This is a genomic window from Isoptericola sp. AK164, from assembly GCF_029643425.1.
Taxonomy (GTDB): domain Bacteria; phylum Actinomycetota; class Actinomycetes; order Actinomycetales; family Cellulomonadaceae; genus Isoptericola; species Isoptericola haloaureus.
Genome location: NZ_CP119106.1, coordinates 2509093 through 2531782 on the forward strand (window position 1 = coordinate 2509093; position 22690 = coordinate 2531782).

Below are 22690 nucleotides of genomic sequence, written 5' to 3' on the forward strand. Positions count from 1 at the left end.
ACCGAACGTTCGTCTGCGCCGACCCACGGCCGGCTGGGCGTCAAGTTGTCAGCCGGCCAGCCGGCGACGGGCGTCAGCCAGGCGGGACAGCACGGTGGAGTCGACGACATCGGCGCCGACCTGGATACGCAGCCCGCCGATCACGGTCGGGTCGACCGTGACGTTGAGCTGGACGGCACGCCCGTAGGCCCGCTCGAGGAGGGCGCCGAGACGCTCCTCCTGCGCCGCGGAGAGCACCGAGCCGCTCGTCACCGACGCGACCAGGCGGTTGCGCCGCTCGGCCGCGACGTCGCCGTACCAGGTCAGCGTCGGGACGAAGCGGCGGCCCCGCGGGGACGTCGTCGCACGGCGGGCGAGCGCCACCGTGATCTCGTCGGCCTTGCCGTCGAGCAGCGTCTCGACCAGGGCGACGCGCCGCACGGGCTCCGTCGTCTCGTCGGAGAGCGCCTGACGTGCCTGCCGCTGGCCCACCAGCGCACGGGTGAGGACGAAGAGCTCGTCCTCGACCGTCTCGAGCGCGTCGCGGGACTCGGCGGCGGCGAGCATGGCGTCGACCGCCAGGCGCTCGACCGCGTCACCGAGGTCGGCGTCGCTCGACCACCGCGACCGGGCCAGCCCGGCCACCAGGTCGACCACGCGCTCGTCGAACCCGCCGGCCAGCACCGCCGCGACGACACGGGCCTTGTCCTCGCCGTCCCGCGAGGGGTCGGCGAGCGAGCGGCGCAGCGGGGCCGACCCGTCGAGCGCGCTCACGACGGCGAACAGCTGCTCGCCCAGCGTGGCGGCGTCGGTCCCTGCGGACCGCAGCACCGGCTCGAACCGCTCCTGGGCGGCTGCCAGGGATGCTCCGCTCGTGCCTCGCATCAGCCCTCCTCGACCCTCGTGGTCGCCGACTGCTCGGCCTCCAGCTCGTCGAGGAACCGGTCGACGACCCGCGACTGACGCGCGCTGTCCTCGAGGGACTCACCGACGATCTTCGAGGCGAGCTGTGTGGCCAGCGTACCGACCTCGGTCCGCAGCGAGACCGCCGCGGACTGACGCTCGGCCTCGATCTGCCGGTGCGCGGTCTCGACGATGCGTGCCGCCTCGTCGTTGGCCTTGGCCTTCAGCTCGGCGACGATGGCCGTGCCCTCGGCACGAGCCTCCTCGCGCGTCCTGGAAGCCTCGGCGCGGGCCTCGGCGAGCTGCTGGTGGTACTCCGCCAGCGCTGCCGCAGCCTCCTGCTGCGCCTGCTCGGCCTTGGCCAGACCGCCCTCGATCTTCGTCGTGCGCTCGTCCAGGACCGCCTGGAACCGAGGCAGGACGTAACGGTAGAAGACGACCGCGATGACGGCGAGGACGACCGACGACCAGATGATGTCGTACCAGGCGGGGATGAAGAGATCGATCCCCTCCGCTGCCGTTTCTTCCGCCGCCACGATGACCGGGGCGGCGGTGTGCGCCGCCGCCATCACGCGGCCGGGAACAGGAAGCCGGCGACGAGGCCGAGGAGGGCGAGCAGCTCGACGAACGCGACACCGAGGAACATGGTGGCGCGCAGCTGACCGGCGACCTCGGGCTGGCGAGCCATGCCCTCGATCGTCTTGCCGATGAGGATGCCGAGACCGATGCCCGGGCCGACCGCGGCGAGGCCGTAGCCGACAGCGTTGAGGTTACCGGTGACCTCGGCGAGGGTGGTGACGTCCACTGGGTTTCCTTCCGTTGGGCGTCGGACCGGGCGGCCCGACGTCGCTGACTTACGTCTGGGTTGGTAGGTGGGCGTGCCGTGTCAGGAAGCCTGATCCGCGAGGATCAGTGCTCCTCCTCCAGCGACAGGCTGATGTAGACCGCGGCGAGCAGGGCGAAGATGTACGCCTGCAGCAGAGCGACCAGGATCTCGAACAGCGTGACGGCGAAGCCGCCCGCGAGGGTCAGTGCGCCGATGGGCTTGAGCGCCCACGACGCCTCGAGGAGGAAGAAGTGCGTCGCCGCGAAGCAGAGCACGAGCATGATGTGCCCGGCGATCATGTTGGCCGCGAGTCGCAGCGCGAGCGAGGCCGGGCGGACCACGAGGATCTGCAGCAGCTCGATCGGCGTGACGATGAAGTAGATCGGCCACGGGATGCCGGGCGGGAAGAGGTTGTTCTTCAGGTAGCCGCCGAGCCCGTGCTTGCTGACGCCGATCCACCAGTAGGTGACGAAGACCCACAGGGCGAGGACGATCGGCAGCCCGATGCGGGCGGTGCCGGCCATGTTGAGGAACGGGATGATGCCCGTGAGGTTGAACGCGAGGATCGCCAGGAAGATCGTCGTCAGCATCGGGACGAAACGCCGGGCGTTCGTCTTGCCGAGGATCTCCTCGGCGATCTGCACGCGGACGAAGTCGAGGATCATCTCGATCGCGCCCTGGAACCGTCCCGGCACGAGCTTCGCGCGCCGGGCGGCCACCACGAAGACGGTCAGCAGCACCGCCATCGCGATGATGCGGATGATCCAGATCCGGTCGATCTGGAAGATCGTGTCCTCGAAGAGGATCGCGGGCGGGAAGAATTCGTCGATGGACGGCACATGGAAGCCGCCCTCACCCTCGGAGGCGGCGAGCAGCGTGGGGGTCGCTGAGGTGAACAGGAGGACTCCCGGAGGTCGAAGGTCGTTCGGCGCTCCACGAACACGTGGGCACGCCGTCGGACCTGGCCGTCATGGATTCGCGCACAGCCTACTAGATGAAGTCGGATGGTCCGACACGGAACCAGGCATCTCGAGGTTGGAATCGTGCGCCTTGTGAACAACGGCACGTACGCGGTCGGCGCGCCGTGCCTTCCGTGCAGGTCAGGGCTGCACGTAGGGCATCCGTGCCCCGCGCACCGCCTGGTAGTCCAGCAGGGCGGACCCCACCGCACCGAGGGCCAGGACGACGAAGAGCACGTACGGGTCGTAGAAGTCGGCGCCGCGCAGCAGCACCAGCACGACCAGGAGCACCACGATCTTGGCCAGCCAGGCGCCCATCACCCCGGCCGCCATCGCCGTGGGCGACTTGCCGACCGTGCGCAGCATCGACCAGATCGTCGTCGCGCAGAAGAAGGCCGCCAGGCCGGCGCCCACCAGGGCGCCCCACACGCCGGCCGCTCCCGCGACGAACCACCCCACGAGACCGCCGAGCACCACGAGCGCCCCGACGAGCAGCAGGGTGGAGCGCAGCGCCTGCCGGAGCATCGCCCGCTCCGAGGACTGCACCTCCTCGAACGACCGTCCCGCGGCCTCCTCAGCCGGTTCGTCCGGCGTGCCCGGTGTGGCGTTCTGCTCGGTCATGGTCGGTCTCCTTCTCGGGGACGGTCGGCGAGGACGACGTCGCGGCGACCGGGTGCGCGCCCGAGGCCACGTCGTCGTCGAGGAAGCGCCCGCGCGTGCGCAGCGGGCCGAGGGTCAGCACCAGGGCGATCACGACCGCCACGACCAGCCAGGCCAGCACCACCTGCCACCGCCACGGCACCAGCGCCGCGGTGCCGAAGGCGAAGACCGCCGTCCAGACGTACAGGATGAGCACGGCGCGGCGGTGGGAGTGCCCCAGGGCCAGCATCCGGTGGTGCAGGTGCATGCGGTCGGGGGCCATCGGCGACTTGCCGGCGGCCAGCCGGCGCACGACCGCCATCGTCATGTCCAGCAGCGGCAGCAGCGTCACGGCCAGCGGCAGCAGGAGCGGGATGAAGATCGTGGCGCGCTGGGCGCCCGACAGCGCGTCGGTGACGGTCGGGTCGAAGCTGCTGGTGATCGAGATCGCCGCACCGGCGAAGACCAGCCCCAGGATCATCGACCCCGAGTCGCCCATGAAGATGTGCGAGGGGTAGAAGTTGTGCGGCAGGAAGCCGAGACAGACGCCGACGAGCACCGCCGTCATCATCGTGGCGAAGCTCGAGTAGTCCGCCGGGCTCGCCTGCTGCGTGAGGAAGTACGTGTAGAGGAAGAACGCGGACCCGCCGATGGCGACGATCCCGGCCGCGAGCCCGTCGAGACCGTCGACGAAGTTCACGGCGTTCATCGCCACGACGATCACGAGGATCGTCACGAACAGCGACAGCCGCGCCGACGGGATGGTCAGCCCGCCCGGCATCGGCAGGGCGGTCAGCTGGACCTGGTTGATCGCCAGGAAGCCGGCGGCGAGGATCTGCCCGGCCAGCTTCGTCATCCAGTCCAGGTCCCAGACGTCGTCGGCCCACCCCAGCAGGCAGACGATGACGGCGCCGCCGACCACGCCGAAGACCTGCGGCTCGTCGAAGACGCCCGCGAGGAACGGCATCCGGGAGGCCAGCAGGACGGCCACGACGATCCCGAGCAGCATCGCCAGCCCACCCAGGCGCGGCGTCGGCTGGACGTGGACGTCGCGGGCGCGGACCGCGGAGATCGCGTTGGTGCGCCGGGCGACCCAGCGAGCGCCGGGGGTGGCCAGGTAGGTCACCGCCGCGGCGATGAGCATGACCAGCAGATAGGCCCTCACCCGGAGGTCTCCTCCTCCGCGGTCTCGTCGACGCCGAGCACGGGGGCGACCTCGCGCAGCGCGTCGAGCGGCACGGCGCCGGCCCGCACGACGCGCAGCCGCGGTCCGGTCGCGTCGACGATCGTCGACGCGACACCGCCGGGGGCCGTGCCGCCGTCGAGGTAGCAGCCCACCGCGTCACCGAGCTGCTCGACCGCGTCCGTCGCCTCGGTGGCGGCGGGCCGGCCCGTGCGGTTGGCGCTGGACACGGCGAGAGGTCCGGTCCGGCGCAGCAGCGCGAGGGCGGCCGGGTGGTCGGGCATGCGCAGCGCCACGGTGCCGTGGGTCTCCCCCAGGTCCCAGTGCAGGGACGGCTGGGACCGCAGGATGATGGTGAACCCGCCCGGCCAGAACGCCTCGACCAGCGCCCGCGCCTCCGGGGCCACGTCGACGGCGAGCCCGTCCAGGGTGCGGGCGTCGGGCACGAGCACCGGGGGCGGCATCTGCCGGCCCCGTCCCTTCGCCGCGAGGAGCGCGGCGACGGCGTCCGCGTCGAAGGCGTCCGCGCCGATCCCGTACACCGTGTCGGTCGGGAGGACGACGAGTCCTCCCCGGGAGATCGTGTTCACGGCCTCGTCGATCGCGGGGCCCCAGGAGTTCTCGTCGGTCACGTCGTGCACGCTGCTCACTCGCCCCAGTCTGTCACGGTTCCCCGCCCGGCCGCGGCGTCCGTGGGCCGTCGCCCCACCGCCATGCGGGGGCGGCCGGTCAGGTCGTCCGCGGTGCGCACGTCGACGAACCCGGCGGCAGCCGCCAGCGACCGCGCACCGGCGGCCTGGGTCTCGGCGTGCTCCATGACGAACAGCCCGCCGGGGCGCAGCAGCCGCGCCGCGGCGCGGGCGATCCCGCGCGGCACCTCCAGGCCGTCGGCGCCCAGGCCGTACAGCGCGACGTCCGGGTCGTGACCGGCGACCTCGGGGTCGCGGGGCACGGCGTCCGGGGGGACGTACGGCGGGTTCGAGACGACGACGTCGACCGTCCCGTCCAGGCGGGCCAGCGCCGTGCGGGCGTCCCCGCGGACCAGGTGGACCTCGGTCCCGTCGGCGCCGGCGACCGCCGCGACGTTGCGGGCGGCCCACCCGTGCGCGGCGCCGTCCAGCTCGACGGCGTGCACCTCGGCACCGGCCACCTCCGTGGCCACCGCCAGCGCGATCGCCCCGGAGCCGGTGCACAGGTCGACGACGACGACGCGGCCCCGGGCGGCGGCGACGCCCGTCGCCTCGTCGATCGCGACCTGGGCGACCTGCTCGGTCTCGGGCCGGGGCACGAACACCCCCGGGCCGACGGACAGCTCCAGGTGCCGGAAGGGAGCCGCCCCGGTCAGGTGCTGCAGCGGCTCCCGGGCGGCGCGGCGGTCGACCAGTCCCGCGAAGCGGCGTGCCGCGGCCCCGGCGTCCGGGGGGCCGCCGTCGGGCACCGGGGCGTCCAGGAGGGCGAGGCGCCGGACCTCGCCGCGCGGCAGGGCAAGCACGTGGGCCAGGAGCAGCTCGGCGTCGGTGCGCGGGGACGGGACACCGGCCGCGGCGAGGCGCTGCGTCGCACCGCGCAGCAGCGCACCGACCGGCTCAGGCATCGCCGGCGGCGGCGAGCCGCGCCGCCTCGTCGGCGTCCACCGCGGACCGCACGACGGGGTCGAGGTCGCCGGCCAGCACGTGGTCGAGGTTGTAGGCCTTGTAGCCCGTGCGGTGGTCGGCGATGCGGTTCTCCGGGAAGTTGTACGTCCGGATGCGCTCGCTGCGGTCGACCGTGCGCACCTGGGACCGGCGGATGTCCGCCGCGGCGGCGGCGGCCTCCTCCTGCTGCGCGGCCAGCAGCCGCGCACGGAGCACGCGCATCGCCTGCTCCTTGTTCTGCAGCTGGGACTTCTCGTTCTGCATGGACACGACGATGCCCGTCGGCTCGTGCGTGATGCGCACCGCCGAGTCGGTGGTGTTGACCGACTGCCCGCCCGGGCCGGAGGACCGGTAGACGTCGATGCGCAGGTCGTTCGGGTCGATCTCGACCTCGCCCGGGTCGTCGACCTCGGGCAGCACGAGCACGCCGGCCGCGGAGGTGTGGATCCGGCCCTGGGACTCGGTCACCGGGACCCGCTGCACGCGGTGCACGCCGCCCTCGTACTTGAGGTTCGCCCACACGCCGTCCGCCGGGTCCTCGGGCGTGCCGCGGCTCTTCACGGCGAGCTGGACGTCCTTGAAACCACCGAGCTCGGTCTCGGTGGACTCGAGCACCTGGGTGGCCCAGCCGCGGCGCTCCGCGAAGCGCAGGTACATCCGCAGCAGGTCGCCGGCGAACAGCGCGGACTCGTCGCCGCCCTCGCCGGCCTTGATCTCCAGGATGACGTCGCGACCGTCGTCCGGGTCGCGCGGGACGAGCACGCGGCGCAGGTGCTCGGCGGCGTCGGCCTCGGCCTCGCGCAGGGCGGGGACCTCGGCCGCGAACGACTCGTCCTCGGCGGCGAGCTCGGCCGCCGCGGTGGCGTCGTCGCTCGCGGACCGCCAGGCGCGGTAGGCGCCCACGACACGGTTCAGCTCGGCGTAGCGACGTCCGAGGGTGCGGGCCCTGCCCTGGTCGGCGTGCACCGCCGGATCGGCGAGCTCACGCTCGATCTCGGCGTGCTCCGCCAGCAGCGGCCGAGCCACCGCGAAGTCCTCGGTCACGTCGTCTCCTGTTCGTCCGCGCGGGAGCCGGCCCCCCGCGAGGTAGGCGACCTCCGGGCGAGGTAGGCACTGTCCCGACGAGGTAGGCGTCTGCTCGGCGAGGTAGCACGGGCCGCCGGCCGCTCCGGGGCTCGTCGGGATCCCCGGAGACGACGGCAGCGCCGGTGGTCCTGCGACCGACTGCCCCTGGAGAGGTTGTCGGGCGGACCACCGGCGCTGCCGGGGGTGCTACTTGTTCTTCTTGCCGTAGCGAGCCTGGAACCGGGCCACACGACCACCGGTGTCGAGGATCTTCTGCTTGCCCGTGTAGAACGGGTGGCAGGCGCTGCAGACGTCGGCGTTGATCTTGCCGGAGGTCTCGGTGCTGCGGGTGACGAAGGTGTTGCCGCAGGTGCAGGTGACCTCGGTGGTGACGTACTCGGGGTGGATACCGCTCTTCATGATGCTCCTTGGTGTGATGCCGCCGGGTCGCCTCGCAGGACCGCGAGCCGTGAACCGGCAGGCCGACGAACCATTGTGCCAGAACGCACGTCCTGGCGGGGATGTTCCCGGTGTGACCTCAGACGGTCTCGCCGGGACGGTCGTCCGTGAGGCCGGACGGCGTGGTCTTCTGGACCTGCAGCAGGAACTCGACGTTCGTCTTGGTGTCCTTGAGCTTGCCGAGCAGCAGCTCGATCGCCTGCTGCTGGTCCAGCGCACCCATGACCCGGCGCAGCTTGTAGACGATGCCGAGCTCCTCCTTGGACATGAGGATCTCCTCGCGACGGGTGCCGGACGCGTTGACGTCCACCGCCGGGAAGATCCGCCGGTCCGCGAGGTTGCGCGACAGCCGCAGCTCCATGTTGCCGGTGCCCTTGAACTCCTCGAAGATCACCTCGTCCATCTTCGAGCCCGTCTCCACCAGGGCGGAGCCGAGGATCGTCAGCGAGCCGCCCTCCTCGATGTTGCGGGCCGCGCCGAAGAACTTCTTCGGCGGGTAGAGCGCCGCGGCGTCCACACCGCCGGACAGGATCCGGCCCGACGCCGGAGCCGCCAGGTTGTAGGCGCGCGACAGGCGGGTGATGGAGTCGAGCAGCACCACGACGTCCTGGCCGAGCTCGACCAGACGCTTGGCCCGCTCGATCGCGAGCTCGGCGACGATCGTGTGGTCGGACGCCGGGCGGTCGAACGTCGAGGCGATGACCTCGCCCTTGACCGTCCGCTCCATGTCCGTGACCTCTTCGGGGCGCTCGTCCACGAGCACCACCATGAGGTGGACCTCGGGGTTGTTCGCCGTGATCGCGTTGGCGATCTGCTGCATGATGATCGTCTTGCCGGCCTTGGGCGGGGAGACGATCAGGCCGCGCTGCCCCTTGCCGACCGGCGCGACGATGTCGATGACGCGCGGGGTCAGCCGGGTCGCCTCGGGGTTCTCCAGACGCAGGCGCTCCTGCGGGTACAGCGGCGTCAGCTTGGTGAACTCCGGACGCTGCCGGGCCTCCTCCGGCGTCATGCCGTTGACGGAGTCGAGACGCACGAGCGCGGAGAACTTGTTGCGCGGGTTGTTCTTGCCGCCCCCGCCGCCGTTGTTCGACTGGTCCTCGCCGTCGCGGGGCTGGCGGATCGCGCCGACGACGGCGTCACCGCGACGCAGGCCCGACTTGCGGACCTGGTTCATCGAGACGTAGACGTCCTTGGGCCCGGGCAGGTAGCCGCTGGTGCGCACGAACGCGTAGTTGTCGCGCATGTCGAGGATGCCCGCGACGGGGAGCAGCACGTCGTCCTCGCGGACCTCCGGCTCCTCCAGGGGCATGTCCGGCCCGTTGCCGCCGCGCCCGCCGCGGTTGCGGCGACGGTCCCGACCGCGGTCGCGGCCGCGCCGGCGCCGGGAGCCCGAGCGCTCCTGCTGGTCGCCGCCGCGCTGGCGCTGGTCGCCCTGCTGACGGCCCTGGCCGCCCTGGTCGCCACGGTTGTCGCCGGACCCGTCCTGGCCGTCCTGGCCCCCGCGACGGCGGTTGTCGCCACCGTCGCCCTGGTTCGCGGAGTCGCCGCGGTTGCCGCCGTCCTGGCGGTCCGACCGGGGCTGGCGCTCCTTGGGCGCGGCGACGGCGTCGGCGAGCTCGGCCAGCCGGGCCTCGCGGTCGCTCGCGGACTCCGCGCCGCCGGCACGACCGGAGCCCTGCTCCGGAGCGGCGGCGCCCGAGGTGCGCACCGCACGGCGGCGGCGCGGGGCGTCCTCGGCGGGAGCCTCGGTCCGGACGGCGGGCGCGGCGGTCGACGCGGCGGCCACGGGGTCGGCGGAGGCCGCCTTGGCGGGGGCCTCCCCGCTCGCGGCCCGACGCTCGGGCGCACGGCCGGCGTCGTCCCGGCGGCTGCCGCCGGACGCGCGGTTGGCGCGGATCGCGTCGGCCAGGTCGCTCTTGCGCATCCGGCTCGTTCCCTTGACGCCCATCTGGGACGCCATCGCCTGGAGCTCGGCAAGCTTCATCGAGCTCAGGCTGTCGGTGCTGTTCGTCACGAAGGACCCTTCCCCCTCGTATGCGGTCCCGCGGTGCGTCCGCGGGGACCGGGGTGGCGGGCGTCCGGGTGCTGGGGGCGCCCGGACGCGAAACCTCGCATCAGTGGTACGACGACGTCGGCTGACGGGGTTGCTGGCGGCCTTCGGCGCAGGAACCGGCGAGCGGGCTGCGAAGGGGCTTCGGACGGACGCGTCGTTCGGACCGTCATCACGTGACGATGTCGACGTGGGTCAGGAACGACGACCTCATGCTCGTCCTGCCACCGTCCCGAAGGCTTGGTCCATGCTACCACTTCTGCAGACGGCCCCGGTGATGTCGATCCCCGGCCGCCAGGCACGCCAGCCTGCGACGCCGTCCACCAGGTCGGCGAGCACGCCGTCCAGGCCGGCGGTCTGCCGCTCGGCGGCGAGCACCAGCACCGTCGGGCCCGCACCCGACACGGTCGCGGCGTACCCCTCGGCCCGCAGCGCGCGCACGAGCTCCGCGGTCGCGGCCATGACCTCGGCCCGGTAGCCCTGGTGCAGCCGGTCCTCGGTGGCGTCCAGCAGCAGCTCCGGGCGGCGCGCCAGGGCCTCCACGAGGAGCGCCGCACGACCGGCCGTGAAGGCCGCGTCGGCGTGCGGCACCTGGGCGGGGAGCACGCCGCGGGCCCGGCTGGTGGCGAGCTGGGTGTCGGGGACCAGCACCGTCGCGGTGATCCGGGGATCGACCTCCAGGTCGACCGCCTGGGCGCCGGACGCCCCCGACCAGGCCAGCGTGGCGCCGCCGCGCAGCGCGGGCGCGGCGTTGTCGGGGTGCCCCTCGAACTCGGTGGCGATGCGCAGCATCGTCGTCACGTCGAGGGACTGAGGGTCCGCGAGCAGCCCCCGCGCGGCCACGACGCCCGAGACGACCGCGGCCGCCGAGGAGCCGAGGCCGCGGCCGTGCGGGATCCGGTTCGTGCACCGCATGCGCAGACCGGTCAGCGGCGCGCCGGCGAGCTCGAGCGTGTGCCGCAGCGCCCGCACCACGAGGTGGTCCTCGCCGTCGGGCACCTGGCCGGCACCCTCCCCGACGACGTCGACCGTGATCTCGTCGCTGGCCAGGAGGTCGACCTCGATCTCGTCGTGGAGACCCAGCGCGAGGCCCATGGCGTCGAACCCCGGACCGAGGTTGGCGCTGGTGGCGGGCACCCGCACCAGGACGTGATCGGTACCGAGCTGCATCTCAGCCCAGCCCGAGAGCGTCGGCGACCGAGACGACGTCCGCCCCGACCCGGGTCGGGGTCACGTCCCCGCCGTCGGGGGTGCGCAGGGCCCACTGCGGGTCCTTCAGGCCGTGTCCCGTGACGGTGACGACCACCCGGGCACCCGCCGGGACGAGGCCTCGCTCGGCGCGCGAGAGCAGGCCCGCGACGCCGGCGGCCGAGGCCGGCTCGACGAAGACGCCCACGTCGGCCGAGAGCACCCGGTGCGCCGCGAGGATCTCGGCGTCGGAGACGGCCTCGATGACGCCGCCCGAGTCGTCCCGGGCCGCCTCGGCCTGCGCCCAGGAGGCGGGGTTGCCGATGCGGATCGCCGTGGCGATGGTCTCGGGGTCGACGGGGTGCCCGGCGACGATCGGCGCGGCACCGGCGGCCTGGAAGCCCCACATCGCCGGGGTCCGCGTCGCCACCGCCTCGGGCGCCGCACCGGGTCCCCCCTCGCTCGTCGGGATCCCGGCGAACTCCCGGTAGCCCTTCCAGTAGGCCGTGATGTTGCCCGCGTTGCCCACCGGCAGGGCGTGGATGTCGGGGGCGTCGCCGAGGGCGTCGACCACCTCGAAGGCGGCGGTCTTCTGGCCCTCGATCCGGTCGGGGTTGACCGAGTTCACGAGCTCGACCGGGTAGGCCTCGGACAGCTTGCGCGCCACCACGAGGCAGTCGTCGAAGTTGCCGTCCACCTGGAGCAGCTTGGCGCCGTGCGCGATCGCCTGGCTCAGCTTGCCCATGGCGATCTTGCCGTCCGGCACCAGGACGGCGCAGACCATCCCGGCGCGGGTGGCGTAGGCGGCGGCCGAGGCCGAGGTGTTGCCGGTGGAGGCGCACACGACGGCCTGGGCTCCTCGGGCGGCGGCGGCGGAGATCGCCGTCGTCATACCGCGGTCCTTGAACGACGCGGTCGGGTTCATCCCCTCGACCTTGACGTAGACGTCGGCGCCGGTGCGCCGGGACAGCGCCGGGGCCTCGACGAGCGGCGTCCCGCCCTCGGCGAGGGTGACGATCTTCTCGGCGACGTGGGCCGGCAACCGGTCGGCGTACTCGGCGATGACACCCCGCCACTGATGGGCCGGCATGCTCAGACTCCCTCGACTCGCAGGACTGACGTGATCTGACGAACGGGTTCCAGGTCGCGCAGCGCGGAGACCGTCGCGGCGAGCGACGCCTCGCGGGCGGCGTGGGTGGTGATGACGAGACGGGCCACCGGCTCGCCCTCGTCGGGCACGGCACAGGGCGCCGGCTCCGAGGCCGGCTCGGCCTCGAAGGGCGCGGTGAGCGCCTCGCTCTGCCGCACGGTGTCGATGGACACGCCGTGGTCGGCCAGGACACCGGCGACCTGGGCCAGGACACCGGTGCGGTCCGCGACCTCGAGGCGCACCTGGTAGCGGGTGACGGCGGCGTCGGCGGACAGCACGGGCAGCGAGGCGTAGGCCGACTCGTGGGGTCCCTTGCCCCCGATGAGGCGGTCGCGCGCCGCCGACACGACGTCGCCGAGCACGGCCGAGGCCGTGGGCCGTCCGCCCGCACCCTGCCCGTAGAACATCAGCGGTCCGGCACCCTCGGCCTCGACGAAGACGGCGTTGAACGCGCCGCGCACCGCGGCCAGCGGGTGGTCGGTCGGCACCAGCGCCGGGTGGACGCGCGCGGCGACGCCCTCGTCGGTGCGCTCGGCGATGGCGAGCAGCTTGAGGACGTAGCCCGTACGTCGGGCCCAGTCGACGTCGTCGCTGGTGATGTGGCGGATCCCCTCGCGCGCCACCTGGTGGATCGAGACGCGGGTGTGGAACGCCAACGAGGCGAGGATGGCCGCCTTGGCCGCAGCGTCGTAGCCGTCGACGTCGGCGGTCGGGTCGGCCTCGGCGTACCCGAGCTCCTGGGCGCGCTTGACGACGTCCTCGAGGTCCATGCCCTGCGTGGTCATCTCGTCCAGGACGTAGTTCGTCGTGCCGTTGACGATGCCGAGGACCCGCTCGACCTGGTCCCCGGCCAACGACTCGCGCACGGGACGCACGATCGGGATCGCGCCGGCGACGGCGGCCTCGAACGACAGGTCCGCGCGCGCCGCGTCGGCGGCCTCGAACAGGACCGGGCCCTGCTCGGCCAGGAGCTGCTTGTTCGCCGTGACGACGCTGGCGCCGCGCTCGAGCGCCCGCAGGATGAGCGTGCGCGCCGGCTCGATGCCGCCCATGAGCTCGACCACGACGTCGGCGGCGTCGACGAGCGCCTCGGCGTCCTCGGTCAGCAGGTCGGCGGGGATGCCCGGCCGCTCGCGCGAGGCGTCCCGCACGGCGATGCCCACGACCTCCAGCGGCGCTCCGGCACGGGCGGCCAGCTCGGCGGAGTTCTCGAGCAGGCCGCGGGCGACCTCGGTGCCGACCACGCCGCACCCGAGCAGGGCGACCCGCAGGGCGCGTTGCTCACGACGGTCGGTGTCCGACGTCGCGGTCACGGCGGGCCGGTGGTCTGCAGCGGGCACGGGGCCACCTTCGGTTCGGGAGTGCGGGGATCGAGGCTCAGGATAGCCGCGCGACGGCCCCGGCCGGACACGTCGTCCGCATCGTGACGCGACGAAGCCGACCGGTGTCGCGACATCACGATCCGGTCACAGTGTGACGGCCCACACACTTGCCCGATACATCTGTGTCACACATCACGCCTAGTGTGTCCGCCACATCAACCCTAACTGGGAGGACATTGTGCGCATCACCATGCGACGACGCCCGGTCGTGGGCGCGCTCGCCGCGTTCGGCCTCGCTGCCACCACCGTGGCGCTGCCGAGCATCGCGACCGCCGACGACCCGGACGGGCCGGAACCCCTGGCCCCCGTGCACACCGCACCCACGAGCGACCAGGACACGCTGGTCAACGAGACGCCCGGCGCCTGGTTCGTGGAGCTCGAGACCGCCCCGACCGCGCAGGGCGGCAAGGCTGCGGCCGTGCGCAGCGACCACGCGGCGTTCCGCCGTGCGGCCCGCGACGCCGGTGTCGAGTACACCGAGCGCGAAGAGTTCACCACCCTGTTCAACGGCTTCTCCGTCGACATGGACAGCTCGCAGCTCGGCCGCCTGCAGCGGACCGACGGCGTCGCCGCCATCTACCCGATGGTCCAGGTCGCCGTCCCGGAGCCCCAGACCGCCGCGATCCCGGACATGGCGACCGCGCTCGCGATGACCGGCAGCGACGTCGCGCAGAACGAGCTCGGGCTCACCGGCGAGGGCATCAAGGTCGCGGTGATGGACACCGGCATCGACTACGAGCACCCCGACTTCGGCGGCGGCGAGTTCCCGACCGAGCGGATCCCCTACGGCTACGACTTCGTCGGGGACGACTACAACGCCGGTTCTCCCGACCCCGCCGCGCGCGTCCCGCAGCCCGACGGCGACCCGATGGACTGCCAGGGCCACGGCACCCACGTGGCCGGCATCGTCGGTGCCGACGGTGACGTCCTCGGCGTCGCCCCGGGGGTCACCTTCGGCGCGTACCGGGTCTTCGGCTGCGAGGGTTCCACCGAGGCCGACATCATGATCTCGGCCATGGAGAAGGCCCTCGAGGACGACATGGACATCCTCAACATGTCGATCGGCTCGTCCTTCACCTGGCCCGACTACCCGACCGCGACCGCCTCGGACGCCCTGGTGGACGCCGGCATGGTCGTCGTCGCCTCCATCGGCAACTCGGGCCGCACCGGCGTCTACTCCACCGGCGCCCCGGGCGTGGGCGAGAAGGTCATCGGCGTCGCGTCCGTGGACAACACCAACAACGACGCCGCACTGGCCGTCGCCGAGCCCTCCGGCATCGAGGTGCCGTACACGGTGCTCTCCGACGTCGCCGCGCCGCCCACCTCTGGCTCGACCGACCCCATGGTCCACGTCGGTCGCGGCTGCGTGGACACCCTGGGTGACGAGCTCCTCGCCGATCCCGCCGGCATGACCGCGCTGGTGGACCGCGGCGACTGCACCTTCGACGAGAAGTACTCCTCCGCGGTGGCCGCCGGCGCGACCGCCGTCGTCATCGCCAACAACATTCCCGGCCTGTTCAACGGCGGCGGCGTCGTGGACGCCGGTGTCCCGGGCATCGGGATCAGCCTGGCCAGCGGCGACGCGCTCAAGGCCGAGATCGACGGCGGGGCCGACGTCACCCTGGCCTGGACCGACCAGACCACGTCCGTCGTCAGCCCGACCGGTGGCGAGAAGAGCGACTTCAGCTCGTACGGGCTCTCCCCCGACCTGACGCTGAAGCCGGACCTGGCCGCGCCGGGCGGGAACATCCACTCGACGTACCCTCTCGCCAAGGGCGGCTACGCCACCCTGTCGGGCACCTCGATGGCCGCTCCGCACGTCGCCGGTGCCGCCGCGCTGCTGCTCGAGGCGGACCCGGAGATCGGCACCACCGAGATGCGGGACCTGCTGCAGAACACGGCCGAGCCGATCCTGTACGCGGGTGCCTACGTCGAGACCGTGCACGGCCAGGGCGCCGGCCTGATCGACGTCCCGGCCGCCTACGCCGCGACGACGTCGGTCACCCCGGCGAAGATCTCGCTCGGCGAGTCCGTGGTGGACCGCGTCGACGGTGCGCCGGTGTTCGAGCCGGTGACCACGACGCTGACGGTGGCCAACGACTCCGACGCCGAGGTGACCTACACCATGGGGCACACCACGGCGCTGGCGACCTACGGCGACACCTTCGCTCCGACGCTCGCGATCCTCGACGGCACGGCGGAGTTCTCGGCCACCGAGGTCACCGTGCCGGCCGGGGAGTCGGCCGAGGTGGACGTCACGATCACCTCGCCCGGCTTCGACGGCTTCGAGGTCATCTACGGCGGGTTCGTCGAGATCACCGGCGACGACGGTTCCGAGGTCACGGTGCCGTACGCCGGCTTCGACGGCGACTACCAGGACATCCAGGCGACCACCCCGATCGACCTCGGTGACGGCCAGATGATCGACGTGCCGTGGGTCTCGCGGATCACGGAGTGCGCGGAGTTCGTCGAGTTCGACTGCATCGACCCGGCCGGGACGTTCAGCGAGGCTGGCGGCGACACGTTCACGCTCGACTGGGTCGACGGCCTGCCCGACTACCCCTACGTGGTGGCGCACTTCAACCACCAGGTCGAGGACTTCGAGATCTCGGTGATCGACAGCAAGGGCCGGACGAAGGGCGCCTTCACGGTCGCCGCCGACCTCGGCTCCCTCGGGCGCAGCGAGACCTCCGCCGGCATCCAGGCGTTCGTCTGGGACGGCACCGCGACCAAGAAGCGGGGCAACACCGAGGTCACCAAGACGCTGAAGGACGGCGACTACCAGCTCCACATCGACGCCCTCAAGGCGAACGGTGACCGGTCGAACCCCGACCACTGGGAGACCTGGACGTCCCCGGTGTTCACCATCGACCGCCACTGACGGTCGCTGACGGTCGCTGACCGTCACGAGAGCGAGCGGCCCCGCCTCCTGCTGCAGGAGGCGGGGCCGTTCTGCACCTCTGCCGAGGTAGGCCGTTCTCTGCCGAGGTAGGCAACTTTCCGGCCAGGTAGGCATACCCCGTGAGAATCTGGCCCGCCTGGGCAGAAGCTTGCCTACCTGGTGAGGAAGTTGCCTACCTGGGCAGGAGGTTGCCTACCTCGGCGGGGGGCCTAACCGAGGTCGAGCGCGAGCAGGTCCTCGACGGTCTCGCGGCGCACCAGCACCCGCGAGGCCCCGTCCGCCGCGGCGACGACCGGCGGCCGCGTCAGGGCGTTGTAGTTCGACGCCATGGACCGGCCGTAGGCGCCGGTCGCGGCGACGGCGAGCAGGTCCCCGGCGCGCACGTCCGAGGGCAGGACGACCTCGTGCACGACGATGTCGCCGCTCTCGCAGTGCTTGCCGACCACGCGGGCCAGCACCTTCGCCGCGTCCGAGGACCGGCCGACGAGCTCCGCGTGGTAGTCGGCGCCGTACAGGGCAGGGCGGATGTTGTCGCTCATGCCGCCGTCGACCGACACGTAGAGCCGCGTGAAGGTCTCGTCGTCGGCCGAGCTGCCGGACACCGTGACGGGCTTGACCGTGCCCACTGTGTAGAGGGTGATCCCCGCGGGCCCGACGATCGCCCGGCCCGGCTCGATGGAGAACCGCGGCAGCGGCATCGACAGCTCGGTGCACACGGCGGCGACCGCCTCGGCCACGTCGCGCGCCACCGGGGCGGGCTCGAGCGCCTCGTCGGTCGGCAGGTAGGCGATGCCGTACCCCCCACCGAGGTCGACCTCCTCGACGACGACGCCGGTGCGCTCGGCCAGGTCGGCCCGCAGCCGCAGCACCACGCGAGCGGCGGCCTCGAAGCCCGACGGGTCGAGGATCTGGGAGCCGATGTGCGAGTGGATGCCGAGCAGCTCCAGCTCGGGTCGCGCCACGATCGCCTCGAGGGCCGCGAGCGCCGGGGAGGTGCCGTCGTCGTCCCCCGCCGTGACCGACAGACCGAACTTCTGGTCCTCGTGGGCGGTGGAGATGTACTCGTGCCCCCCGGCGTGGACGCCGGTGGTCACGCGGAGCATCACGGGCGCGACGACGCCGCGCGCGGCGGCGAGGCCGGCCACGCGGTCGATCTCGACCCGGGAGTCGACGATGATCCGTCCGACCCCGGCATCGAGGGCGGCGAGGATCTCCTCGTCCGACTTGTTGTTGCCGTGCAGGCCGATGGCGGCACCCGGCACGCCGGCGCGCAGCGCGACCGCGAGCTCCCCGCCGGAGGCGGTGTCCACGCGCAGACCCTCCTGGGCGGCCCAGCGCGCGACGGCGACGGTCAGCAGCGCCTTGCCCGCGTAGTAGACGTCGACGCCGGCACCGACCTGCTCGAACGCCGCCTCGAAGGCCTGGCGGTAGGCACGCGCCCGGGCGCGGAAGTCGGCCTCGTCCAGCACGTAGGCGGGGGTGCCGTGCTCGGCCGCGAGGTCACCGACGCCGACCCCGCCGACCTCGAGCTCGCCGTCGTCGCGACGCCGTGCCGTGGAGGGCCAGGGCACGCCGGCCGCGTCGGCCCCGCCGGTCGGCAGCGCCGTCGTCGTCCCCGTCGCGGCGGGGTGGCCGCCGGCGCTCACATCCGCTCCGGTGCGCTGACGCCCAGCAGGTCGAGACCGTTGGCCAGGACCTGGCGGACGGCGTCGTTCAGCCACAGGCGCGTGCGGTGCACGTCCTGGACCTCCTCGTCGGGGTACGGCAGCACCCGGCACTCGGCGTACCACTTGTGGTAGTCGGCGGCGAGCCCCTCGAGGTAGCGGGCGATGCGGTGCGGCTCGCGGAGCTCGGCCGCCTGGGCGACGATCCGCGGGAACTCCGTGAGACGACCGACGAGCACGGCCTCGGTCGGGTGGTCGAGCAGCGCCGGGTCGAACCCGTCGGTGCCGTCGTCGAGCACCCGACGCACCGCCCGGTCGGCCGCGTTGCGGTCCACCGCGCAGGTGCGCGAGTGCGCGTACTGGACGTAGAAGACCGGGTTGTCGTTGGACTGCTTGATCATCTCCTCGCCGGCGAGCTCCAGCGGGGTGTCGGCCGGGTACCGCGACAGGGAGTACCGCACCGCGTCGGCGCCGATCCACTCCACGAGGTCGCGCAGCTCGATGATGTTGCCGGCCCGCTTGGAGAGCTTGGCGCCCTGGACGGAGACGAGCTGGCCGATGAGGATCTCGATGTTGGCGGCGGGGTCGTCCCCGGCGGCGGCCGAGATGGCCTTGAGCCGGTTGATGTACCCGTGGTGGTCCGCGCCCAGCAGGTAGATCTTGCCCGGGAACCCGCGGTCCTTCTTGGACAGGTAGTACGCGGCGTCGGCGGCGAAGTAGGTCGGCTCGCCGTTCGCGCGGATCAGCACACGGTCCTTGTCGTCGGTGAAGTCCGTGGTGCGCAGCCAGACCGCTCCGCCGTCGTCGTAGACGTGGCCCTGCTCGCGCAGGCGCTCGACCGCCGTCGTCACCGCGCCGGAGTCGTGCAGCGTCCGCTCGGAGAACCACACGTCGAAGTGCACGCCGAAGGAGTCCAGCACGTCGCGGATCTCCGCGAGCTGCAGCCGGTAGGCCTCGTCGCGGGCGAGCGCCACGGCCTCGTCCTCGGGCAGGTCGACGATCTGCGGGTTCGCGGCCAGCACCTGGCGGCCGAGCTCGGCGACGTACTCGCCGCGGTAGCCGCCCTCGGGCACCTCGGTGCCGTGGATCTGGGCGAGCACGGAGGCGCCGAAGCGGTCCATCTGCGCGCCGGCGTCGTTGATGTAGTACTCGGCCGTGACGTCGGCCCCGGCGGCGCGCAGGATCCGGACCAGGGAGTCACCCAGGGCCGCCCAGCGGGTGTGGCCGATGTGCAGCGGGCCGGTCGGGTTGGCGGAGATGTACTCGAGGTCGATGACCTGCCCGTCCAGCGCGTCGGACCGGCCGTACTCGGCACCCGCCTCGACGATCGTCCGGGCGAGCTCGCCCGCGGCGCCGGCCTCCAGGGTGATGTTGAGGAAGCCGGGTCCGGCGACGTCCACGGCCTTGATCCCCGGCGTGGAGCCCAGGCGCCCGGCCAGGTCCTCCGCGAGCGCCCGCGGCGTCGTGCCGGCCTTCTTGGCGAGCTGGAGCGCCACGTTGGTCGCCCAGTCCCCGTGCTCGCGCTGCTTCGGTCGCTCGACGTGGACGGACGACGGCAGGGCGTCGGCGTCGAGGGCGAGGGTGCCGTCGGCCACGGCCGAGGCGAGGGCAGCGCTGAGTGCTTCGGAGAGCTCGTCGGGTGTCACCGGGCGATTCTATCGGCCTCGCGCCGTGGGACCCGGCACGGTTTTCCGACCTGCCAACTCTCGGTGGTAGTCTCGTGCACCGTGCCGAGCGATCGTCGTCCGCGACGGTGAGTGCCCGGCGCCCGCGCCTGTAGCTCAGTGGATAGAGCGTCTGCCTCCGGAGCAGAAGGTCGGGGGTTCGAGTCCCTCCAGGCGCACCGCAGAGGTCCCCGGGTCGTCCACGACCCGGGGACCTTCGTCGTTCTTGACCCGCGCATGACGCGCGCCCTACCTTCGGGCCACCGTCGCCGTGACCGGCGGCAGAGCGGAGGACGAACCATGCGGAGCGCGGACCGACCCGTGTCGCTCGGTCTTCTGCTCGGTGCGGCCGCCGCGGTCGTCGGCGCGGCGGTCTACGTCACGGCGATCGGGTACCTCGACCTGCGGGCCTCGAGCATCGGTACCGGAGCCCGGCTCGGTGGGGACATGGTCCCCACGATCGTGCCGCCGCGAGCGCCGGTGTGGGAGGGGCTCGCCATCGCCGCCGTGACGGCCCTGGCCGTCTGGCCGCTCTGGCGGTGCCGGCGCACGGCGTCGTCCCGATGGCACCAGCTGCCCGTGTGGACCGCTCTCGTGACGGTGATCGCCCTGACGGCCTGGGCCGCCGTGACCACCGAGCTCCCGTACAGCGCCATGTCCGTCCTGGCCGGCCGACCCTCCGCCTGGGACGGCGGGGTGACCGACCAGCTCGCCGTGGCCTGGACGCGCCAGGGCGCGCTCAGCCCCGCGACGCCGGTCTTCGTCGGTGTCCTCGTCGTGCTCGCGCTCGCGCGCCCGGGGGCCTGCCGAGCAGCGGATCCCGCGACGACGGAGGTCGCGATCGAGGACGATCGGCCGACCCGCTGACCCGGCGGCAGGCCGCCGGGCTCGCAGCCCCGCGCGAGGGAGGCTCGCTCCCCCGCACGGGGGTGGTGCGGGCCGTGTGCCGCCGGACAGGATCGTCGTCATGAGCAGTCACGACACCTTCATGCAGACCGTGAACGCCGATCGCCGCTGGGTGGCACCGGCCGTGCTGGCCGCCGTGCTCGGACTGTTCCTGCTGAACTCACCGCTCTCGCGGCCGATCGCCGTGATGTCCTCCTCGCAGGACGGCGTCGTCGGGGCGACAACAGGCAGGACCTCGCTCCTGGTCGGCACAAGCTGGCTCGATACCAGCGGCATGATCAACCTCGTCTCCGTGGCCACCGGGTTGAGCTGCGTGACTGCCGTCGTGCTGGCCCGCCGTCGTCCGTTCACCGCGACGGCACTGGCGGCCTGGCCGTTCGTCACGATCCCGCTGCTGGGCCAGTTCGTCTGGGGCTGGTGGCTCGCGCTGCTGATGATCACCTGCCTGGTCGTGCAGGACTCCTGGCGCCGCGCCGCCGTCCCGCTCGTGGCGACCCTGGCGACCGCGTGGTGGTACGTGGTCAGCGACGTCCCGGCCATGCTGCCGATCGGCCCGGTGACCGCGGGCAGCGCCGACGCCCGGGAGGTCGTGGAAGCAGGTGTGCTCTACACCGTTGCGGTCGCCGTCGTCGTCGGCGCAGCAGCGGCGATCCGCCTCGTCCGCGAGTCCTGGCGCCGCAGCGACCGAGCGGCCGCCGTCGAACAGCACGCGCTCGAGGTGGAGTCCGTCGCGACCGAGCGGGCACGGCTGGCCCGCGACCTGCACGACGTCGTCGCCCACCACGTCTCCCTGGTGGCGGTCCGCGCCGAGTCCGCCTCGTACATCCACCCCGACCTGGACGCGAACGCCCGGCGGGTCCTGGCCGAGATCGCCGACGACGCCCGGTCCGCACTGAGTGAGCTGCGCCAGGTGCTGGGCGTGCTGCAGCGCACCGAGGGAGCTGGTCGGGCGCCTCAGCCGGCCGCGTGCGACGTCGCGGACCTGGTCGACGAGGCACGGGCCGCCGGCCAGGACGTCACGCTGACCGGAAACTGCGACGACGTGCCGGACGCGCCGGGGTACGTCCTCTACCGGGCGGTGCAGGAGGCCCTGACCAACGCCCGTCGACACGCCCCCGGCTCCCCCACCACCGTCGAGCTGACCCACGCGGCACAGGTCGCCGGGCTGCGCGTGACCAACCCCGTCGACCGTGCTGACGGCGTCGTCGTGCCCGGGCGCGGCCTGACCGGCATGCGTGAGCGTGTCGAAGCACTCGGCGGAACGCTCACCGCGGGTGCGGAGGCCTCCGCGTTCGTGCTCGTCGTGACGCTGCCCACCGACCCCGACCACGGGCCGACGGCGTCGCTCCCCCAGCGCGAGGAGGTCGCGTGACGCGCGTCGTCGTCGCCGACGACCAGCCCGTCGTCCTGCACGGATTCGCCTCGATCCTGGACTCCGCCGACGACCTGGACGTGGTCGGCACCGCCCGAGACGGGGCCGAGCTGCTGACCGCCGTCGCCCGCGACGCACCGGACGTCGCCGTCGTCGACATCCGCATGCCGGTCCTCGACGGCATCGCCGCGACCGCCCGCCTCGCCGCGGAGCACCCTGCGACCCGCGTGCTCATCCTGACCACGTTCGACCTGGACGAGTACGTCTACGACGCCCTGCGGGCCGGGGCCAGCGGATTCCTGCTCAAGGACGTCACCGGCGATCGCCTCATCGAGGGCGTCCGGCTCGTCGCCGACGGCTCCATGCTCCTCGGCCCCCGGGTGACGCGCCGGCTCGTCGACGACTTCGCCGTCCGCGCTGGGACGCGGGACACCACCGGGCTCGACACCCTCACCGCACGCGAGACCGAGGTGCTCCTCGAGGTGGCCCGCGGCCGATCCAACACCGAGATCGCCACCGAGCTGTACATCGGCGACGAGACCGTGAAGTCCCACGTCTCGGAGATCCTGCGCAAGCTCGGCTGCCGCGACCGCGTCCAGCTCGTCATCACCGCCTACGAGGCCGGGCTGGTGCGGTGACTCATGGCTGCGAGACGGCCTCCCGGACCGGCGCGGTACCCGGTACCCCCGTAGACGCGCCGCACGGTCCACGTTAGGTTCACCCCCAGGCAGGCGTCGACGCCGACGTCGTGCGCCCCGACGT

20 protein-coding genes and 1 tRNA gene are annotated in these 22690 nt (G+C 72.9%); 5 read left to right on the forward strand and 16 right to left on the reverse strand.

Features of this window, described 5'->3' with window-relative positions:
• Nucleotides 1–48 precede the first annotated feature (48 nt).
• The 14 genes from PO879_RS11655 to PO879_RS11720 all read right to left on the reverse strand — a co-directional run bounded on the left by PO879_RS11655 (nt 49) and on the right by PO879_RS11720 (nt 13351).
• Nucleotides 49–864 (reverse strand): F0F1 ATP synthase subunit delta, encoded by an 816-nt coding sequence (locus PO879_RS11655; protein ID WP_278235063.1) that lies wholly within the window; start codon nt 862–864, stop codon nt 49–51.
• Entirely contained in the window at nt 864–1451 is a 588-nt protein-coding gene (locus PO879_RS11660; RefSeq protein ID WP_278235064.1) for a F0F1 ATP synthase subunit B, read from the reverse strand. The genes PO879_RS11655 and PO879_RS11660 overlap by 1 nt, the downstream gene beginning before the upstream one ends.
• Nucleotides 1451–1687 (reverse strand): ATP synthase F0 subunit C, encoded by a 237-nt coding sequence (locus PO879_RS11665; protein ID WP_098464265.1) that lies wholly within the window; start codon nt 1685–1687, stop codon nt 1451–1453. Before PO879_RS11665 ends, PO879_RS11660 begins: the two co-directional genes overlap by 1 nt.
• A 104-nt stretch (nt 1688–1791) precedes the next feature.
• A complete protein-coding gene (atpB, locus tag PO879_RS11670) occupies nt 1792–2547 on the reverse strand; it encodes a F0F1 ATP synthase subunit A (protein WP_347568597.1) in 756 nt (251 codons plus the stop codon).
• A gap of 261 nt (nt 2548–2808) precedes the next feature.
• Nucleotides 2809–3288: a hypothetical protein gene (locus PO879_RS11675; protein ID WP_278235065.1), complete on the reverse strand. Its 480-nt coding sequence runs from the start codon at nt 3286–3288 to the stop codon at nt 2809–2811.
• On the reverse strand, nt 3242–4471 hold the full coding sequence (locus tag PO879_RS11680; protein WP_278235066.1) for an MraY family glycosyltransferase: 1230 nt from the start codon (nt 4469–4471) through the stop codon (nt 3242–3244). Before PO879_RS11680 ends, PO879_RS11675 begins: the two co-directional genes overlap by 47 nt.
• Nucleotides 4468–5130 (reverse strand): L-threonylcarbamoyladenylate synthase, encoded by a 663-nt coding sequence (locus PO879_RS11685; RefSeq protein WP_278237518.1) that lies wholly within the window; start codon nt 5128–5130, stop codon nt 4468–4470. Before PO879_RS11685 ends, PO879_RS11680 begins: the two co-directional genes overlap by 4 nt.
• Before the next feature lie 5 nt (nt 5131–5135).
• Nucleotides 5136–6083, reverse strand: coding sequence for a peptide chain release factor N(5)-glutamine methyltransferase (gene prmC, locus PO879_RS11690; RefSeq protein ID WP_278235067.1), 948 nt, complete (start codon nt 6081–6083; stop codon nt 5136–5138).
• Nucleotides 6076–7167, reverse strand: a complete 1092-nt coding sequence (prfA, locus tag PO879_RS11695) for a peptide chain release factor 1 (protein ID WP_278235068.1) — start codon at nt 7165–7167, stop codon at nt 6076–6078. The genes prmC and prfA overlap by 8 nt, the downstream gene beginning before the upstream one ends.
• A gap of 228 nt (nt 7168–7395) precedes the next feature.
• Nucleotides 7396–7608, reverse strand: a complete 213-nt coding sequence (rpmE, locus tag PO879_RS11700; protein WP_278235069.1) for a 50S ribosomal protein L31 — start codon at nt 7606–7608, stop codon at nt 7396–7398.
• 118 nt (nt 7609–7726) lie between these two features.
• Nucleotides 7727–9664, reverse strand: a complete 1938-nt coding sequence (gene rho / locus PO879_RS11705; RefSeq protein ID WP_278235070.1) for a transcription termination factor Rho — start codon at nt 9662–9664, stop codon at nt 7727–7729.
• A gap of 246 nt (nt 9665–9910) precedes the next feature.
• Complete coding sequence (gene thrB / locus PO879_RS11710) at nt 9911–10870, reverse strand: homoserine kinase (RefSeq protein WP_278235071.1); 960 nt, start codon at nt 10868–10870, stop codon at nt 9911–9913.
• Between the two features lies 1 nt (nt 10871).
• Entirely contained in the window at nt 10872–11978 is a 1107-nt protein-coding gene (thrC, locus tag PO879_RS11715) for a threonine synthase (protein ID WP_278235072.1), read from the reverse strand.
• A 2-nt stretch (nt 11979–11980) separates the two neighbouring features.
• Nucleotides 11981–13351, reverse strand: coding sequence for a homoserine dehydrogenase (locus tag PO879_RS11720; protein WP_278237519.1), 1371 nt, complete (start codon nt 13349–13351; stop codon nt 11981–11983).
• A 259-nt stretch (nt 13352–13610) separates the two neighbouring features.
• Between PO879_RS11720 and PO879_RS11725 the strand changes: the two genes are divergently transcribed.
• Nucleotides 13611–16301, forward strand: a complete 2691-nt coding sequence (locus PO879_RS11725) for a S8 family serine peptidase (protein WP_278235073.1) — start codon at nt 13611–13613, stop codon at nt 16299–16301.
• Nucleotides 16302–16531: 230 nt separating this feature from the next.
• Here the strand turns inward: PO879_RS11725 and lysA are convergent, their stop codons facing one another.
• The gene (gene lysA / locus PO879_RS11730; RefSeq protein ID WP_278237520.1) at nt 16532–17893 is read right to left on the reverse strand and encodes a diaminopimelate decarboxylase; all 1362 of its coding nucleotides are present in this window, start codon (nt 17891–17893) and stop codon (nt 16532–16534) included.
• A 71-nt stretch (nt 17894–17964) separates the two neighbouring features.
• Nucleotides 17965–19632: an arginine--tRNA ligase gene (gene argS / locus PO879_RS11735; RefSeq protein ID WP_278235074.1), complete on the reverse strand. Its 1668-nt coding sequence runs from the start codon at nt 19630–19632 to the stop codon at nt 17965–17967.
• A 124-nt stretch (nt 19633–19756) separates the two neighbouring features.
• Between argS and PO879_RS11740 the strand changes: the two genes are divergently transcribed.
• The 4 genes from PO879_RS11740 (at nt 19757) to PO879_RS11755 (ending at nt 22566) form a co-directional block, all read left to right on the forward strand.
• Nucleotides 19757–19829: transfer RNA gene (locus tag PO879_RS11740), tRNA-Arg, on the forward strand.
• A 142-nt stretch (nt 19830–19971) separates the two neighbouring features.
• A complete protein-coding gene (locus tag PO879_RS11745; RefSeq protein WP_278235075.1) occupies nt 19972–20517 on the forward strand; it encodes a hypothetical protein in 546 nt (181 codons plus the stop codon).
• Nucleotides 20518–20617: 100 nt separating this feature from the next.
• Entirely contained in the window at nt 20618–21928 is a 1311-nt protein-coding gene (locus tag PO879_RS11750) for a histidine kinase (protein ID WP_278235076.1), read from the forward strand.
• Nucleotides 21925–22566, forward strand: a complete 642-nt coding sequence (locus PO879_RS11755) for a response regulator transcription factor (RefSeq protein ID WP_278235077.1) — start codon at nt 21925–21927, stop codon at nt 22564–22566. Before PO879_RS11750 ends, PO879_RS11755 begins: the two co-directional genes overlap by 4 nt.
• Nucleotides 22567–22690: the final 124 nt, after the last annotated feature.